15 protein-coding genes are annotated in these 17,065 nt (G+C 64.3%); 8 read left to right on the top strand and 7 right to left on the bottom strand.

Going from position 1 to position 17,065, the window contains the following annotated elements; genetic code table 11:
• The first annotated feature begins 24 nt into the window (after positions 1 to 24).
• Together ACVMIM_RS26720 and ACVMIM_RS26715 are read left to right on the top strand one after the other, a co-directional pair.
• Positions 25 to 339 carry a MocE family 2Fe-2S type ferredoxin gene (locus ACVMIM_RS26720; RefSeq protein ID WP_278048260.1) on the top strand — a complete coding sequence of 105 codons (315 nt, stop codon included), beginning with the start codon at positions 25 to 27 and terminating at the stop codon, positions 337 to 339.
• A gap of 31 nt (positions 340 to 370) precedes the next feature.
• The gene (locus tag ACVMIM_RS26715) at positions 371 to 1,174 is read left to right on the top strand and encodes a 3-methyl-2-oxobutanoate hydroxymethyltransferase (protein ID WP_476115540.1); all 804 of its coding nucleotides are present in this window, start codon (positions 371 to 373) and stop codon (positions 1,172 to 1,174) included.
• Between the two features lie 18 nt (positions 1,175 to 1,192).
• Here ACVMIM_RS26715 and ACVMIM_RS26710 read toward each other — a convergent pair whose 3' ends face one another.
• Both ACVMIM_RS26710 and ACVMIM_RS26705 read right to left on the bottom strand, forming a co-directional pair.
• On the bottom strand, positions 1,193 to 2,689 hold the full coding sequence (locus tag ACVMIM_RS26710; RefSeq protein ID WP_476115538.1) for an HAL/PAL/TAL family ammonia-lyase: 1,497 nt from the start codon (positions 2,687 to 2,689) through the stop codon (positions 1,193 to 1,195).
• Complete coding sequence (locus ACVMIM_RS26705) at positions 2,686 to 3,687, bottom strand: ornithine cyclodeaminase family protein (protein ID WP_476115536.1); 1,002 nt, start codon at positions 3,685 to 3,687, stop codon at positions 2,686 to 2,688. Before ACVMIM_RS26705 ends, ACVMIM_RS26710 begins: the two co-directional genes overlap by 4 nt.
• Before the next feature lie 512 nt (positions 3,688 to 4,199).
• On the opposite strand from ACVMIM_RS26705, the gene ACVMIM_RS26700 reads away from it, so the two are divergent.
• The 5 genes from ACVMIM_RS26700 (at position 4,200) to ACVMIM_RS26680 (ending at position 11,047) form a co-directional block, all read left to right on the top strand.
• Positions 4,200 to 5,186 carry an ABC transporter permease gene (locus ACVMIM_RS26700; protein WP_476115534.1) on the top strand — a complete coding sequence of 329 codons (987 nt, stop codon included), beginning with the start codon at positions 4,200 to 4,202 and terminating at the stop codon, positions 5,184 to 5,186.
• A gap of 83 nt (positions 5,187 to 5,269) precedes the next feature.
• Complete coding sequence (locus ACVMIM_RS26695) at positions 5,270 to 6,295, top strand: sugar ABC transporter substrate-binding protein (RefSeq protein WP_476115532.1); 1,026 nt, start codon at positions 5,270 to 5,272, stop codon at positions 6,293 to 6,295.
• 80 nt (positions 6,296 to 6,375) lie between these two features.
• Positions 6,376 to 8,499: an ABC transporter permease gene (locus ACVMIM_RS26690; RefSeq protein WP_476115530.1), complete on the top strand. Its 2,124-nt coding sequence runs from the start codon at positions 6,376 to 6,378 to the stop codon at positions 8,497 to 8,499.
• Positions 8,496 to 9,551, top strand: a complete 1,056-nt coding sequence (locus tag ACVMIM_RS26685) for a hypothetical protein (protein ID WP_476115529.1) — start codon at positions 8,496 to 8,498, stop codon at positions 9,549 to 9,551. Before ACVMIM_RS26690 ends, ACVMIM_RS26685 begins: the two co-directional genes overlap by 4 nt.
• On the top strand, positions 9,551 to 11,047 hold the full coding sequence (locus ACVMIM_RS26680; protein WP_476115527.1) for a sugar ABC transporter ATP-binding protein: 1,497 nt from the start codon (positions 9,551 to 9,553) through the stop codon (positions 11,045 to 11,047). The genes ACVMIM_RS26685 and ACVMIM_RS26680 overlap by 1 nt, the downstream gene beginning before the upstream one ends.
• Before the next feature lie 209 nt (positions 11,048 to 11,256).
• Here the strand turns inward: ACVMIM_RS26680 and ACVMIM_RS26675 are convergent, their stop codons facing one another.
• On the bottom strand, positions 11,257 to 12,183 hold the full coding sequence (locus ACVMIM_RS26675) for an IS110 family RNA-guided transposase (RefSeq protein WP_476111376.1): 927 nt from the start codon (positions 12,181 to 12,183) through the stop codon (positions 11,257 to 11,259).
• Positions 12,184 to 12,549: 366 nt separating this feature from the next.
• Here ACVMIM_RS26675 and ACVMIM_RS26670 point away from each other — a divergent pair, with 366 nt between their 5' ends.
• Positions 12,550 to 12,957 (top strand): carboxymuconolactone decarboxylase family protein, encoded by a 408-nt coding sequence (locus ACVMIM_RS26670; RefSeq protein WP_476115526.1) that lies wholly within the window; start codon positions 12,550 to 12,552, stop codon positions 12,955 to 12,957.
• Positions 12,958 to 13,122: 165 nt separating this feature from the next.
• Here ACVMIM_RS26670 and ACVMIM_RS26665 read toward each other — a convergent pair whose 3' ends face one another.
• Genes ACVMIM_RS26665 through ACVMIM_RS26650 form a run of 4 tightly spaced genes read right to left on the bottom strand, consistent with a single transcriptional unit; the run spans position 13,123 to position 17,064 of the window.
• Entirely contained in the window at positions 13,123 to 14,010 is an 888-nt protein-coding gene (locus ACVMIM_RS26665; protein WP_476117370.1) for an amidohydrolase family protein, read from the bottom strand.
• Entirely contained in the window at positions 14,010 to 15,146 is a 1,137-nt protein-coding gene (locus ACVMIM_RS26660; protein WP_476115524.1) for a vWA domain-containing protein, read from the bottom strand. Before ACVMIM_RS26660 ends, ACVMIM_RS26665 begins: the two co-directional genes overlap by 1 nt.
• A gap of 23 nt (positions 15,147 to 15,169) precedes the next feature.
• The gene (locus ACVMIM_RS26655; RefSeq protein ID WP_476115522.1) at positions 15,170 to 16,051 is read right to left on the bottom strand and encodes an AAA family ATPase; all 882 of its coding nucleotides are present in this window, start codon (positions 16,049 to 16,051) and stop codon (positions 15,170 to 15,172) included.
• Positions 16,052 to 16,059: 8 nt separating this feature from the next.
• A complete protein-coding gene (locus tag ACVMIM_RS26650) occupies positions 16,060 to 17,064 on the bottom strand; it encodes a xanthine dehydrogenase family protein molybdopterin-binding subunit (protein ID WP_476115520.1) in 1,005 nt (334 codons plus the stop codon).
• Position 17,065: the final 1 nt, after the last annotated feature.

The following is a 17,065-nucleotide window of genomic DNA, read 5'->3' as shown; positions in this document are numbered from 1 at the left end:
GAATATGATGGCCGGAGAAGGACGATGGCGGAGTGGGTCGAAGCATGCGCGGTGGACGATGTGGACGAGGAGGATGTGATCCGCTTCGACCATGGCGGCCGCACGTTCGCGATCTACCGCTCGCCGGACGACGCATTCTTCGCCACCGACGGCTACTGCACGCATGAAAAAGCGCATTTGGCCGACGGGCTGGTCATGGACGACATCATCGAATGCCCCAAGCACAATGGCCGCTTCAACTACAAGACCGGCGAGGCCAAGGGCGCGCCGGTCTGCGTCAACCTCAAGACCTATCCGGTCCGGGTCGAGGCCGGTAAGGTGATGATCGATATCGGCTGAGGGCCGTTTGCGAATCAACAGGGATACATCAATGAGCCGAAAGAGACCAACCGTTGCCGATCTGCGTGCCATGAAGGGCAAGCGGCAATTGACCATGCTGCGCGTGCTGACGCTGGAGGAGGCGGAGGCCGCCGAGCGGGCAGGGGTGGATATCGTCTCCGTGCCGCCTGAGCTGGTGCTCAATCCGCAATATCGCGATGCCGCGCCCAGCCTCTTCACCATGCCGGGCGACAATTTTTACGAGATCGGCACGGCCGACGATTTCGTGCGCTGGGCGTTCCGCCTCTACAAGGCAAGCGCCGACGCCGTCTATTGCAGCGCCGGCTATGCCACGATCAAGCGCATGGCCGATGACGCCATCCCCGTCATCGGCCATGTCGGTCTAATCCCGTCTCGCGCCACCTGGACCGGCGGCTTCAAGGCCGTCGGCAAGACCGCCGACACGGCGATGAAGGTGTTCGAGGCGGTGAAGCAGCTGGAAGCCGCCGGCGCGATCGGCGCCGAGATCGAGGTCGTGCCGGTCGAGGTGGCGAAGGCGATTTCCGAGCGCACCTCGCTGATCATGCTGTCGATGGGCGCGGGCACCGGCTGCGACGCCCAGTACCTGTTTGCCGAGGATATTCTCGGCACCAATCGCGGTCACATGCCGCGCCACTCGAAAGTCTACCGCAACTTCGCCGCCGAATATGACCGGCTGCAGCAGGAGCGCATCGCGGCGTTTTCCGAATATGTCGCCGACGTCAACAGCGGCGCCTATCCGGAACACAGGCATATCGTGCACATGGATCCGGACGAGCTTACCCTCTTCATGAAGAAGGTGGAGGCAAAGCCCTGAACCCAGGGTCGAAAAGCGTCAGCCGGTTGCCGGGAGACCTTGCCAAATTCCGCTGGCGAGGGCGGCGTAAAGCGCTTCCGCATCGATGCCGAGCGGCCTGTCTTCCTTGAGCGTCGCCACATGCGAGCGCACGGCCGCGTGGATTGTGCCCGTGGCCGGCGCGAGCGTCATACCCTCGCGCAAATCGACAGCCTGCGCTGCCGCCATCAGCTCGAAGGTAATCAGCCGCCGCCACAGCGCGATCATCTCGGCGCATTTCGCGACGGCGAGCGGCGTCTGCGTGGCGTGATCCTCGACGCCCTCGGACACAGGCAGGAAATCGAGCATCACCGGATTGGCCTTGTGGCGGATCGCGGCCAGGATGGCCGTCACCGTCTTCTGCAGCGGCACGAAGCCGGCGGAAGCGCCGCCCACCGGCGAGAGGTATTTCGGCAGGCCATGACGCGTCGAGCCGGTGAGCTGGACGAAGCGCGCGGCGGATGCCGCCGCGCATTGCGCGATCGCCAGGCCAAGCGTCTCGAAGGCGAGCGCCAGCGACGCGGTGTGGAAATTGCCGGTCGACATGACCAGCTCATCCTCGGCAAGCACCAGCGGATTGTCGGCGGCGGCGTTGAGCTCGATCTCGACAGCCAGCCTGGCATGGTCGATCGCCTGGATCAGCGCGCCATGGATCGAGGGCATGCAGCGGATCGACAGCGGATCCTGGATGGTGGTCGGCGCCGGCGCTTCATCGCGGGCCAGCAGGTCGCGCAGGGCTTTCGCCGCAAGTTGCTGGCAGGCACCCGGACGCGCCTGATGCTGGCGCGGATCGAGGATGGTGCGGTTGGCGCCGATGGCTTCCATCGTCAGCGCGCCGGCCTGTTGCTGCTGGTCGAGCGCCGACAGCGCGTCAGTCAGCGCCAGCGCTCCGGTCCCGGCTGAAACCGCCGAGGCGTTGATCAGGGAGAGACCGTCCTTCGGCGAAAGGCTGACGGGTGCCAGCCGCGCCATCATCAGCGCCTTGGCGGCAGGCATGCGGCGGCCCTGATATTCGGCTTCGCCATCGCCGACCAGCACGCGGGCGATCGCCGTCATCAGCAAAAGGTCGCCGGCGCCGATCGAGCCCAGCGACGGCATCACCGGATGCACGCCGGCATTGAGCGCTTCGACCAGCGCGGTGAATACGCGCGGCGACAGGCCCGAGCCGCCGGGCGCGAGCATGGCAAGACGGGCAAACATCGCCGCCCGCACCGCCGGCGTCGGCAGGGCCTCGCCGACCGCGGCGCTGCGGCCTTCGATCAGCTGGCGCTGGAAGGCGCTCGCGTCACCTTCGACCGCGGTGACGAGATTGGCGCCGAGGCCCCTGTTCAGCCCGTATATCTGCTGGCCGCCGGCCGCGGCGGCATCGAGGACCTGGCGTGCCTTGTCGAGCCTTTCGAGGACGGCCGGCGTGACCTCGACCTTGCAGGCGTTGCGCGCGGCGGCAACCACATCCTCGATGCTGACGCCCGCACCGGTGAGAACGAGCGGGCTCATGCGAAGCGCAGCCTCTGGCCGATGCCCTTTTCGCTGGCCTTGGCGAGCATGGCCTTACCGAGCGCGATGTCGGACAGCGAGAGGCCGCGATGCCAAAACAGGATCGTCTCGCCATCGCTTTGCCGGCCTGCCTTGAGGCCGGCGGCGATCTGGCCCAGCTCGGCATGCAGCGTCGCTTCGCTCAGCCGTCCCGTCTCGACATGGGCGCGCAGCGAGCCGAATTTGCCGCTTTTGCATTGGCCCCAGTCGTCGACGACGATCTTCTGCATGATGTCGGTCAGCGACAGCTCGACCGCGCTCATCGTGCCATAGGGCACCACCAGCGCGCCCCGCTTGATCCATTCGGTCTTGAGCAGCGGCTGCGGTTCCGGCAGCCGCGAGGCTTCGACGACGATATCGGCGCCTTCGACGCAGCCTTTCCAGTCGGCCACGGCGATGACCGGCTTGCTCAGGTCGCCCGCGAGCTTCGCGGCAAAGCTATCGCGGCTGTCGGGCCGTCGCGAATGGACGCGGATCTCGTCGAAATCGAAGAGATGGTCGAGCAGGCGCACGTTCCAGTAGGCGGTGCCGCGCGCGCCGATATGGGCGAGCACTTTTGACGACTTCTTCGCCAGATGCTTGGCACCGATGGCCGTGACGGCGCCGGTGCGCATGTCGGTGATGACGGTGGCGTCGAGGATGGCGCGCGGCGTGCCGGTGCGCGGATCGAAAAGATTGAGGATGCCGAATTCCGACGGCAGGCCATGCATGTAGTTGCCGACATAATCGCCGACGATCTTGACGCCTGCCGCATCGAGCGGCGCCACATAGCCGCGCAGCACGTTGAAGTGGCCGTGGAAGGAGGGATCGGGCTCGAGATGGACGCGCGGCTCGATAACGGTCTGGCCGTTACCCTGCGCGACGAGCCCGGCCTCGACGGCGCCGATGATCTCGGCGTCGGTCATTGCAAGTGCGTCAATGTCGAGAGCATTGAGGTAGTCGATATAGATGGGCTTCATGCGTTTTCCTCGGCCACCCCCGGGCTCATCCATAACAGGCGAAACCGGGACACGGAAGTTTGTTGGATAAGCTCTGGACTGGTCCGGCCTTACGCTGTTCAACCAGCGGGTCATGATCGGCACTCCCGACAACGCAGCCGTGTCCCAGCTCGATACCTCGCGGCGATGCGCTTCCTGATCTTGCCGGCCAATGCCGGCGCCGAGGTTTCAGGCCATTCGACAAACAATTGAGGTCGCGCCGGGGCGCATTTTGCGGACGCAAATTGCGCCAGCGGCGCCGCCTTCGCACGGGTTCTTCCACAGATCGCGCGATCGCGTTGGCGAACCGCCAAAAAGCACAAGAGTTTCCGCCTATTGCGCCAGTTTCGGTAATCGATGCGTCCACTCGGCAAATAGTCGGAGAGGCGCGGGTCTTGAACGCGGATTCATTTGACGAGCCGCTGTTGAGCCGATTAGCTTTCGTGCGGGATGGAGGCCGGCAAGCCTTGCCATCGGGGCGAAAGACATAAGCCATGAATGCGACCGGCTGGCTGAACTGGAGGCGCCTTAATCAGGAAGGCATCGTTTTTGCCATCGCCATCCTGCTGTTCGCCGCCGCTGCGCTCGGCCTGCCCGGGTTCCTGACGGCCGACAATCTGGTCGCCATCGTCCGCTCGGTCTCGGTGCTCGGCATCCTGGCGCTCGGCATGGCGGTCGTCATCATCGGCCGCGGCATCGACCTCTCGGCGGTCGCGATCATGGCGATGTCAGTCGCCTGGTACCTGCAATTGCTCAACACCGGAACCTCGGACGGGCTCGCCTTCGTCTATGTGCTGGCGGGCGTACTCGCCATCGGCCTGCTCAACGGTTTCCTCGTCGCCTATGCCGACGTGCCGGCGATCTTCGTCACTTTGGCCACCGGCTCTTTCGTGTTCGGCTATGTGCGGTCGCAACTGATCACGCAGGATGCCGTGCCGGTTCCCGGCGGACACTGGGTCGAGCTGCTCGGCGGCGTTCGCTTCCTCGATATTCCGGTCGAGGTGTTCGTCTTTGCCGGGCTGGCTTTCCTAGTCTTCCTGTTCCTGCACTACACCAAATGGGGCCGTTTCATTTATTTTGCCGGCGACAATCCGGTCGCTGCCCGCAACATCGGCGTTCCGGTGCGGCCCATGCTGGTGCTGCGCTATGTGCTCTCGGCTTTCGTGGCGCTGATCGCCGGGCTTTTGACGGCAGCCAGCCTGCATTCGATCAACACCCGTATCGTCAATTCGACGCTGCTCTACGACATCGTTTTGGTGGCGGTGATCGGCGGCATCGGCCTTTCGGGCGGCAGGGGCGGGGTGCGCAACGTGCTGGTGGGGGCGGCGCTGATCGGCATCCTGCTCAACGCCATGACCATCATCGACATTCCGCTGCTCTACCAGAACCTGATCAAGGCGGCGATCCTGCTCGGAGCCATCATCGTCGACGGCATCATCAATCCGCGCGACGAGCAGACGGCGCAGCAGGGTGACATTTAGAGCAGATGGGCTAGCCCATCTTGGGGTACCCGGGGCGATCGCGACGATCGGCCGGCAATGAAAACCGAACCAGAGGATGTAACATGAAACTGTTGAAAACATTGATGGCCGCCGCCACGGCGCTCGCCATTACCGCCTTCGCAGCGCCGGGCTTCGCCGCCGACGATCCCGGTCCTGCCGCCTATGCCAAGGCGCTCAACGGCAAGCGTGTCATGCTGGTGCCGCTGGCGATGGGCTTCGACCTGGCGCAGGGCTGGGCGCATTATCTGAAGAAGGAGGTCGAGGCCTGGGGCGGCACGTTCGAGACCCGCGATCCGAACTGGGTGGTCGATGCCGGCGCGCAGGCGATCACCGACGCCATCGCGTCCGACACTCGGCCCGACGTGCTGATCATCCACGCGCCCGACCTCAACTCCTATTCAAAGCTGATGAAGAAGGCGCAGGCCGCCGGCACCTATGTTATCCTGGTCGACAATCCAGCGAATTTCCCGGCTGACGCCTTCGTTGGCAGCGACTGGGACAAGCTCGGCCAGCTCGAGGCGGAAGCAGCGATCAAGGGCTGCGGCGAGAATTCGTCCAAGAAGATCGGGCTGGTGCAGGGCGACCAGGCGAACTCCTCCAGCCTCTACCAGTATGCCGGCATCATGAAGGTGCTGGAGAAGCATCCCGACTTCCAAGTGGTGGCAAAGCCGGACTCTAACTGGGACGCGACCACCTCGCGCAATGTGACGACGACGATGCTGCAGCAGCATCCGGATATCTGCTCGATCATCGACTTCTGGGATGGCGACGCCACCGGCGCCTCGGCCGCGATCCGCGACGCGAAGCTCGAGGGCAAGGTGTTCCTGGTCACCACCGGCGGCGGCGAGAAGGCGGCCGATTGCGACAAGCTGGAAGACGGCACCTATGGCGCCGTGGTGATGACGGATCTTGCCCGCCAGTCGGGCGACATGAACGCCATTATCAAGTTCCTGCTGCAGAGCGGCCAGCCGGCCGGCACGTCGCACACCTACATCTACACGCTGGAGAAGGCGACGACCAAGGCCGACCTCAAGCCCGACAGTTGCTGGGACCTGAAGGCGCTGCAGGCCGAAGCGGCGGCGAAATAAGCCGCGCGCCCAAAAAGCATCCCGTGAGGTGGCCGGATCGTTCCAGCCACCTCTTTCCCGTTTCATGACAGCAACAGCCGATGACTTTCCGTGAACGCCTCCAGGCCTGGCGCTACAACCTCGTGCCCGACCATCTGGTCGGCGAGATCCTGACCAAACGCTGGACCGACAACGCTATTCCCTTCTTGGCGTTGGTGGCGACGCTCGGCGTGTTCGGCTCGGCCATTCCGGGCTTCTTCAAGCTTACCTCACTGCAGGAATCGACACGCCAGCTTGGCGAGTTCTCGCTGGTGGTCATCGGCATGACCGTGGTGATGCTGGGCGGCGGCATCGATCTTTCGGTCGGCTCGATCTTCGCGCTGTCCTGTTTTTCCGCCGTCTTTGTCTTCTTCATCCTCGAACAGTCGATCTGGCTGGCCTTGGTCGGGGCGTTTTGCACCGGGCTCGTCTTCGGCGCCATCAACGGTTACCTGGTCGGCTATCTCAGGTTGCGCGCCTTCCTCACCACGCTGGTTACCTTCATCTTCGGGCGAGCGCTGTTCGATATCCTAGTCACCGCCTATGCCGCCGACGTGCAGCTGTCCCAAGCGAGCTCCGACGTGCTCGACTTCATCGGCGACGGCACCTTCTGGGGCCTGTCGGTCTCGGTCTGGCTGGCGATCATTCTTGCCGTCGTCACGCATATCGCGCTGACGCGCTCGCGGCCGGGCTGGCATGTGCTGGCGGTGGGCGGCTCCCGACGCTCGGCGCACAATGCCGGCATCCGTGTGCGTCGCACCGTGTTCATGACTTATGTCTTTTCCGGCTTCTGCGCCTCGATCGGCGGCTTTCTCATCGCCTGCCGCTTGAGTGGGGCAGGGCCGGGCACCGGCCTCAACCTCGAAATCATGGCGCTGACGGCGGCGGTGGTCGGCGGCGTCAGCCTAGGCGGCGGACGCGGCTCGGTGGTCAAGGGGCTGATGGGCGCGATCATCGTGCTCACCATGACCAACGGATTGATCCGACTGGGCTACGGCACCGGCACCAACCAGATGGTGCTCGGCATCCTTTTGGCCGTCGCCGTCACCATCGACATCCGCTGGCTGAAGAACCGCCACAAGGTGCTGAACGAGGTCTATGTCGCGCCGGTCTACCTCAAGATGGGCGAGACGCAATCGGCCGCGCCGGGCTCCGGCACGTCCTACGAGCTCGACAACCGGCTGTCGGCCGCGGACCATATCGGGTTTGGCGAGCTGGAGGGACCCGAAGACGTTATCCTCGACCGCGACGACCATCTCTATTGCGGCACCCGCCACGGCGAGATCGTGCGTTTCTTCGCGCCGGACTACAAGCGCTCCGAGGTATTTGCGCATATCGGCGGCTTTCCGCTGGGCTTGGCCTTCGACAAGGACGGCAACCTGATCAGCTGCGTCGGCGCCATGGGGCTCTATTCGGTCTCGCCCGAGCGTGAGGTAAAGCGCCTGTCGGCGGAGACCGCGCGCTCCTGGACCTCGATCGTCGACGATGCGCGCCTGCGCGACCCTAACGATTGCGACATTGCGCCCGACGGCCGCATCTATTTCACGGATTCGACCAAGCGCTATGATGCCCATGATTGGGCGCTGGACTCGATCGAGAACCGCGCCACCGGTCGCCTTTTGGTCTACGACCCGAAGGACGGCTCGACCAAGACGCTGCTCGACGGCTACCGCTACACCAACGGCGTGTGCATGGCGCATGACGGCAAGTCGCTGTTCTTCGCCGAAAGCTGGGCGTGCCGCGTGCATCGCTACTGGTTGGAAGGCCCGAAGGCCGGCACCGCCGAATGTGTCATCCGCGACATGCCGGGCTATCCCGACAACATCAATCGCGCCTCCGACGGCAATTACTGGATGGCGTGGCTCGGCATGCGCACGCCGAGCTTCGATCTCTCCTTGCGCCATCCCGATATGCGCAAGCGCATGACCCGGCGCCTGCCGCAGGACGAATGGCTGTTCCCCAACATCAACACCGGCGGCGTGGTGAAATTTAACGAGAAGGGCGGCATCGTCGAGACGCTCGGCGATCTTTCGGGCAACGCGCATCCGATGGTCACCTCGATGCGCGAGCACAAGGGCTATCTTTTCGTCGGCGGCATCCTCAACAACCGCATCGGGCGCTACAAGATCGAGGGCGCCGACCCGACCTGGACGAGCCCCGCCTCCTATTGGGGAGGCAAGCCATGATCCTCGATCCCATCCTGGACGTCTTTCGCGGCAAGGCGGTCACCATTCCGCCGCTCGACGGCGCCTTCCGTCCCAACACGCGGCTGGACGACGCGCCGGCCTTTGCCGAGCTGACCGAGCCGGACAACCTGCTGATGGCCGATGGCCAGTTGCTCGTCTCCAGCGGCAACGCGATCCTTGCGGTTGCGGCCGGTTCCGAGCCCGTCGTGGTCGAGACCTTTCAATCCCCCGTCACCGCGCTGGCGCTGTCGCCCGCCAGCGAACTGACGGTCGGGCTCGAAAGCGGCAGACTGCTGATCGCCGGCAAGGAGGTCTCGTTGCCCGCCGAGATCCGCTGCATCACGGCGCTTGCCTATGCCAATGACGGCACGCTGTGGCTGGCCAACGGCTCCGCCGAACATGCGCCGTCGCAATGGGCGGCCGACCTGATGAAGAAGGGGTCGTCCGGTGCGCTGTGGCGATGCGGCCGAGGAGGCATCGGTTTTCAGAAGATCGCCGGCGACATCGCCTTTCCCTATGGGCTTCACCCGGTAGGTGCCGATGTGCTGGTGAGCGAAAGCTGGCGCCATCAGCTTGTGCTCTTCGACGGCGCGAATGGAAACCGCTCAACTGTGCTTACTCATCTGCCGGGCTATCCCGCGCGGCTCTCGCCGGCCGGCGACGGTGGGGCCTGGCTGGCCCTTTTCGCGCCGCGCAACCGGCTGATCGAATTCGTGCTGCGGGAAACGCATTATCGCCGGGACATGATCGACCAGGTGCCGCCGGCCTATTGGATCGCGCCGGCGCTGGCCTCAAACCGCAGCTTCCTCGAGCCGCTGCAATGCGGCGGCATCCGCACGATGGGTATCCATAAGCCCTGGTCGCCCAGCCGCTCTTATGGCCTCGTCGTGAGGCTCGACCGGAGCCTGCAGCCGCAATTCAGCCTGCATAGCCGCGCCAACGGCACGCGCCACGGCATCTGCAGCATCGCGGAACAGGGCGGACGCCTGTTCGTCGCCTCGAAAGGCGGTGATTGCGTGCTGGCGCTCGACGCAATCGCGGGAGGTTTCTGATGGAACCGATCGTCCGTCTCGAAAACGTCACCAAGACCTATCGCGGCGTGCCGGCGGTGAAGAACGTCACGTTCGATCTGAGGAAAGGCGAGATCCACGCGCTGCTCGGCGAGAACGGCGCCGGCAAGTCGACGCTGACCAAGATCATCGCGGGCGTCGTCGAGGCGACGTCGGGCAAGATGTTCCACAAGGGCGTCGAGACGGCTTACGCCTCGCCGTATGCCGCGCTGGAGGCCGGCATCGCGATGGTGTTCCAGGAGACCAGCCTGGTGCCGTCGATGACGGTGGCGCAGAACCTCTATCTCGGCACCGAGAAATTCCTCAACCGGCTGCGCGGCACTTACATCTCGGCGCAGCAGTTTCTTCAGTCGCTGAATTTCCCGGTCGACCCCAACGCCATGGTGGCGACGCTTGGTGCGGCCAAGCGGCAGATGGTCGAGATCGCGCGCGCCGTCCACCACAATGCCGAGATCATCATCTTCGATGAACCGACGGCGACGCTGACGCCGGAGGAGAAGCGCCATTTCTTCGCACTGATCCGCCGGCTGAAGGCCCGGGGCGTCTCTATCGTCTTCATCAGCCATGCGCTGGAAGAGGCGCTGATGATCGCAGACCGCATCACCATCCTGCGTGATGGCGAACTCGTGATCACCGACGAAACATCGGCTTTCGACCGCGACAGGATCGTCGCCGCCATGGTCGGGCGCTCGCTGACGGGGCAGATCTACCGCCAGCGTGACGAGACGAAATTGCGCAAAGCCGGCAAGAAAGTGCTCTCGGTACAGGACATCTCGATGAGCAACATCGTGCGCAACAATTCCTTTTCGATCTTCGAAGGCCAGATCACAGGCGTCTTCGGGCTGATCGGATCGGGCCGTACCGAGACGTTCAAGATCGTCTCGGGCATCTACAAGCGCGATTTCCTCCGCGGTGGCGCGATCGAGCTCGACGACAAGCCGGTGCGCTACCTGGTGCCGAGCGAGGCCGTGGCCGACGGCATCGTTTATGTCACCGAGGACCGCAAGAGCGAAGGCATCTTCGAGACGATGGGCATTGCCGAGAACCTGTTCGGAGGGCTGCTTGCCGCCGGCCGCGAAAAGGGCTGGGTCATCAATCAGCAGGAGATGCGGCAGCTTTCGGCCGAATGGACGAAGACGCTCAACATCAAGGCGATCAACGACAATGCCCGCGTGGTCGAGCTATCCGGCGGCAACCAGCAGAAAGTGGTGATCGGCAAGGGACTGGTGCAGCAGCCGCGCATTGTCATCTTCGACGAGCCGACGCGCGGCGTCGATGTCGGCGCCATCGCCGAGATCCATCAGATCATCAACCGGCTGGCCGACGAGGGTCTCGCCGTGGTCGTCATCTCGTCCTACCTGCCCGAGATCATGAACCTATCCGACCGTATCCTGGTCTGCCGGCAGGGCCGCATCGTCGAGGAGTTCTCTCCGGCGGAGGCGACGGAGGAGAAGATCATGTATGCGGCAGTGCATTAGTCGTCAGGGCAAAGGGACAATCGCAACGTTGGATCAACATCCATGGAGATTAACCGAGGCGCCCGGTATGTCGTCATCCACGGGCGGAGCAAGGACCGAAGCGACGCGCGCAGACCCGAGGATCCATTCCGTTACTTTTAGGCGCCGCTACGGTCCAGAATTCTGCTCCGCTGCACCCTTCGCGCGAGGTCACGGCATGGCAACTGTGTTCATGCGAATGCGGTTTTGTCTCTGATGATAGCGTTGAGCACGACCAAGAGCTTCCTTGCGACGGCGATGATGGCGAGTTTCTTGGAGCCCGACCGGGCAGCAAGCGCTGTGTAGAAGGTTTTGAACCGGTCGCAGGTTCTGATGGCCGTTAGGGCTGCCATGTAGAGGGCGCGGCGCACGCGTGATCGCCCGCCCTGGATCTGGCTCCTGCGTGTGAGCTTGCCGCTCTTGTTGTCGAAGGGGGCAAGGCCGACGAGCGCGGCGATCGCCTTGGGTGAGCGCTTGCCGAGCTCGGGCAAGAGCGCCAGCAGCGAGAATGCGCCGACCTTGGAGACGCCGGGCACGGAGACCATGAGCGTGTAATCGCGGGCGGCGTCCTCGGCTTGACGAATGACTTCGGCGATCTGGCCCTCGAACGCCTTGATGCGTGCATCGAGGCCGGCGATCAGGCCTTTGAGGCTGGTGATGACGATCTCCTGGAAGGCCTCGCCGAGTTGCTTCTTCAGCGTTGCCCGCATCCCGACCAGTTGATCGCGATGAGCGGCAAGCGATTGAAGCTGCTCGACTTCTTCGCGCGGCGCCGGCTCGGCCTCAGGGTTGTAGCGGCGGCCATAGTCGCTCAGCATCCTGGCGTCGAGCGGATCGGTCTTGGCGCGCCGTCTGGTCGACTTGGCATAATGGTGTGTGTGCGCCGGATTGTGCCGCGAGAACGGCACGCCGGCCTTGGCCAGCGCATGGCGCAGCAGCCGGTCATGGACACCCGTCGCCTCCATGACGACGAAGTCCCGACTGGGATCAAGCCCCGCCACATAGGCCGCGATCGCATCGGCCTGGTTGTCGATGCGCCGAAGACGGCCGCTTGTCTCATCAAAAAAGTCCAGCCACTGCTTTGAGATGTCGCAGCCGACATAGTTCTGCATTATCATGTCCACGCCTCTTCCTGTGGTGCGGGGTCTGCTTGGAACAGCCCCGTGCAACTGTTCAGGTTGATGGTTCACCGGTGGGAAGGGACCGGGCCATGCCACGGCCTGTCCGAAAGGACGACCAGGATCCACTCGGTCTCCTTCCCACTTCAACCATACACCGAAACCAACACACAGGATTCTAGGGTCTGCGCGCGTCGCTTCGCTCCTTGCTCCGCCCTAGAATGACGAAGCTGAGGTGCTTCGGCCAACCTCCGCGGCCGCGCGCTTTCCCGCGCTAAAAACTGAATCGGACAAACGAGTTAGCCGTCTATGCGCAACGCTTAATTCAACGAATTCGACCAACGATTCAAACCAGAGGATCACGCCATGGCCACGACAAAACTCCTTACCGATGCCGAGATCGAAAAGATCCCGGCGGTGAAGGCCGTGTTCGACGATATCCGCGCGACGCGCAAATCCGATTTCGTCAACAATTTCTGGCGCGGGCTGGCCAATGATCCGGCGTCGCTGAAGCGGGTGTGGGAGCAGCTCAAGGCGGTGATGGTCGCCGACAGCGCCATCGATCCGCTGACCAAGGAGATGATTTATATCGCCGTCTCGACCGCCAATGGCTGTTCCTATTGCATCCACTCGCATACGGCCGCGGCGCGGGCCAAGGGCATGACCGACGCGCAGCACGGCGAGCTAGTGTCAATCATCGGCCTGGCGGGGCAGACCAATCATCTCGTCACGGCGATGCAGATTCCGCTCGACCCGCAATTCGAGGTGAAGTGAAACCGACTTCCCCTTCTCCCCTTGTGGGAGAAGGTGTCGCCGAAGGCGACGGATGAGGGGTGCTCCAGGGAAAGCCAACGTCTCACTCCGCTGGAACACCCCTCATCCGTCTCGGCGCTGCGCGCCGATCCACCTTCTCCCACAAGGGGAGAAGGAAAGGCGGCGCTAAACCGGCCGGTAAACCTTCTCCGCTGTATTCCAGAAGATGTCCGCCTCCGCTTTCGCGCCGTGCCTGGCCACTGCCGCACGGTGCGCCTTGATCAGCTCGGCGTGGCTGGTCCAGAGCTTTTCGATCGGAAAGTTCGAGCCGAACATCAGCCGCTCGCTGCCGAGGATTTCGATCGCGTTGTAAACGATGTAGGCGATAAGTTTGGGGTTGTTACGGTGCTCGAACGTGCCGAGCCCGGAGAGCTTGGCGTGGAAATTGGGCGCGGCGGCGAGCGTGCGCAGGCCGGCCTTCCATGCTTCGGTGGTTTCCGGCTCCATGCCGGTCAGCATGCCGGCATGGGTGAGGATGAAATTCGTCTCAGGGTTTTCACCGACAAGGGTCAGTCCGTCCTTCATCTGCGCCGGGAAGAGCTGGAGGTCGAAGGAGAGGCCGTAATCCTTCAGCCGCGCTACGTTCTTCCGCACCTTCGGATCGATCACCTGGTCGGCCGAAGCGGCGAAGCGAAAGGCGGGCGTCTCGTGCCAGTGGAGCTGCATGCGCACGCCGCGCAGCAGCTTGTATTTCATCAAACGGTCGATCTGCGGGCGCACGTCGTCGGCCGTCATGTCGGCATAGCCAACGATGGCGTGCGGCCAGCCGGTTTCTTCCGCCGTCTTCTGCAGGAAGGCGACTTCCTTCTCGAAATCCTCCTTGGCCCAGTTGGTCTGCACATAGACGGCCTTGTCGACGCCTGAGCCTTTCTGGTCTTCGAGGAACTCCGTGATCGGATAGTCGCGACGGATCGGCTCGTAGGGGCCGAAGATGCGCGGCACCATCGGCCCGACCAGCCAGGGCTGGTCCTTTTGCCGCCAGATGTGGAAATGCGCGTCGATGGCTTTCTGCATCACGATACCCTTTTCCAGATGGAATCGGCCGCAGGCGCCGGACGGGCGAGCGACAGGATGAAAGCGGTCAGGCTTCCGATCGACGAGCCGTCGACCAGGTCGTCGAGCAGCGGCAAGATGGCGCGGAGCGCCGACGTTGCGGGCCGAAAGCGCGGATCGCCGGCGAGCGGCGTCGCCAGCGACAGCCGGAAGGCACGGGCACTCAGCCGGCGCATTGCGATCTCCAGTTCGGCATGGTCGCCGCGTTCCAGGCCATCGGACAGGATGACGACGCAGGCGCCGCGAGCGAAGGCGGAAAAACGCGGCACCGAAAGGAAGGCGAGCAGTGTCGGCCCCATGCGGGTGCCGCCGTCCCAATCGTCGACAAGCGCCGCGGCGCGGGCGAGCGCCTGCTCGCGATCGCGGACGCGCAGCGCCGAAGTGATGCGGGTAAGCCGTGTGCCGAAGGTAAAAACTTCCGCGCGGCCCGCGCCTTGCACGGCGGCGTGGGCCAGGTTGAGGTAATCGGAGGTGTGCAGCTTCATCGAGCCGGAAACATCGATGAGCAGCAGCAGTTTTCGCGGCACGGTCTGGCGGCGACGCAGCAGCGGCGAGGGGATGTCGCCATCGGCACTGACGATTTCGCTGAGCGAGCGCCTGAGGTCGAGCGTGCCGCGCGAACGCGTGCGGGCGGTGCGGAAGGAACGGCGCACGGGCAGGGCGGAGGCCAGCCGCCGACGGAACCGGCCAAGCCCATCGGCGTCGCGCTGGAAATCGCGGCTGCTCAATTGTTCGAGCGCCGAGGACAGCTCGCCGCCTTTCTCCTGACGGGCGATCTGGTTCTCTTCCTTATGCGTGCCGCGATCGTCCTTGACGCGGGTTTCGTCTTCCTCCTCGCCTGCAATCGAAGGCTTGGCGTCGCCATAGAAATAGGCGCGGAAATGCGCCTCGAATTCACCGCGGCGATCGGGCGAGGGTGCCAGCGTGGCGAGTGCCGCCTCGCGGATGTCATTCATCGAGCGCGGTCCGAGCAGGGTGACCGCTTGCATGAAGCTGGTGATCTGTTCCGGCGCGATGGCGAAAGCGTGACGGCGCAACAGGCGAGCGAAGCCGAGGAAAGGCATGGCAGGACGAGGCAAGCTTTCCCCACGCTTCATTCCTTCGCGCCCCCCTTTGCTCATCACCCCAGCGCCTCCTCGACAATCCTGCCCAGCTCCGGCGCGATCGCGGACAAATCCTCCTCGTCCTTGATCAGCACGCCGACGGCGCGGCGGAAGGCTTCCGGCCATGGGCTGCCCCCTTTTTCAAGGATGGTGGCGGCATTGGCCCATTCGACCGCTTCGGCGATGCCCGGCGGTTTGGCCAGCGGACGCGCGCGGATCTCCTGCACGGCGTTCGCGACGGCTCTCGCGGTCGCCTCGGCGACATCGCTTGCGCGCAGCATGATGATCTCGGCCTCGCGCTGGGCGTCGGGATAGCCGATCCAGTGATAGACGCAGCGCCGGCGCAGCGCCTCGGCGAGCTCGCGGGTGCGGTTGGAGGTTAGGATGGCGATCGGCTGTAAATCGGCGCGGATGGTGCCGCGCTCCGGAATGCTGATCTGGAAGTCGGAGAGGAATTCGAGCAGCAGCGCCTCGAACTCATGGTCGGAGCGGTCGATCTCGTCTACCAGAAGCACGCGCTGCTCCGGCGCCCGCAGCACCTGCAGCAGCGGCCGGGCGATCAGGAAGCGGTCGTCATAGATGTCGATCTCGTGTTCGCCGGCATGGCGGATCGCAAGCAGCTGGCGCTGGTAGTTCCATTCGTAGAGCGCATGCCCGGCATCGATGCCTTCATAGCATTGCAGGCGCACGAGCTCGCGGCCCAGCAGTTGGGCAACCGCCTTCGCGGCTTCGGTCTTGCCGACGCCCGGCGCGCCTTCGAGCAACAGCGGCTTACCCAGGCGGATCGCCAGGAAGATCGCGGTGGCGAGGCTGTCGTCGGCCAGGTAGCGCGAAGCGGCAAGGCGCTCGGCGATAGCCTCCGGCGAAGCGGCGACTTCAACAGCGTCGGCGCGGGTCATCGTCCCGCTCAGCCCGCGGCCTGCGCCTTCAGCGCGCGCAGGATGCGTTCGGGCGTGATCGGCAGGGTGTCGATGCGTACCCCGACCGCATCGAACACGGCATTGGCGATGGCCGGGATTTGCGGGTTGGCGCACATCTCGCCCGGTCCCTTGGCGCCGAACGGCCCATCGGCCGAGGGACGCTCCAGCACGATGATCTCGGTCTCGGCGAGATCGCCCGGACCCGGCATCAGATACTGGTTGAAATCGGTGCCGCCATGGTCGCGGCTCGGATAATAGGGCTCGGTCGTTTCGTAGAGCGCGTGGCTGATGCCCATCCAGGAGCCGCCGACCAGCTGCTGCTCGACCATCTTCGGGTTCAGCGCACGGCCGATCTCGAACACGTTCTTCACGGTGAGCACCGTCACTTCGCCGGTCTCGTCGTCGACCTCGACCTCGGCCACCGTGCAGGCATGGGCATAGCAGGTGGACGGCTTCATCGCGCCGGTCTCCTTCTCCGGATAGGAGCGCGGGATGAGGAACATGCCGCGGCCGGAGATCGAGCGGCCGCGCTTGAAATGCGCCGACAGCGCGACGTCGAAGATCGAGATCGATTTCTGCGGCGCGCCTTTGACCTGGATGGTGCCCTGGCCGTCGGTCTCGAGATCGGAGGCGTTCACCTCAAGCTCCTCGGCCGCCACTTCCAGCATCACCTGGCGGGCTTCCTTGGCCGCCTGGATGACGGCGTTGCCGGCGCGGTGCGTGCCGCGCGAGGCGAAGGTGCCCATGCAGTGCGGGCCGGTGTCGGTGTCGGCGGTGTCGATGACGACGCGGTCGGTCGGCACGCCGATCGTCTCGGCGCAGATCTGCGCCATGATCTGTTTCATGCCCTGTCCGAGATCGACGCTGGAGAGCGTAACCATGAAATTGCCGGTCGGCGTCGAGTGCACCAGCGCCTGGGTCGGGTCGCCGCCGAGATTCATGCCGGTCGGATAGTTGATCGCGGCGACGCCGCGTCCACGCCGGATCGCCATC

It is taken from the genome of Mesorhizobium sp. USDA 4413, assembly GCF_056280365.1.
This window is presented reverse-complemented; position numbering and strand designations above follow the sequence as displayed.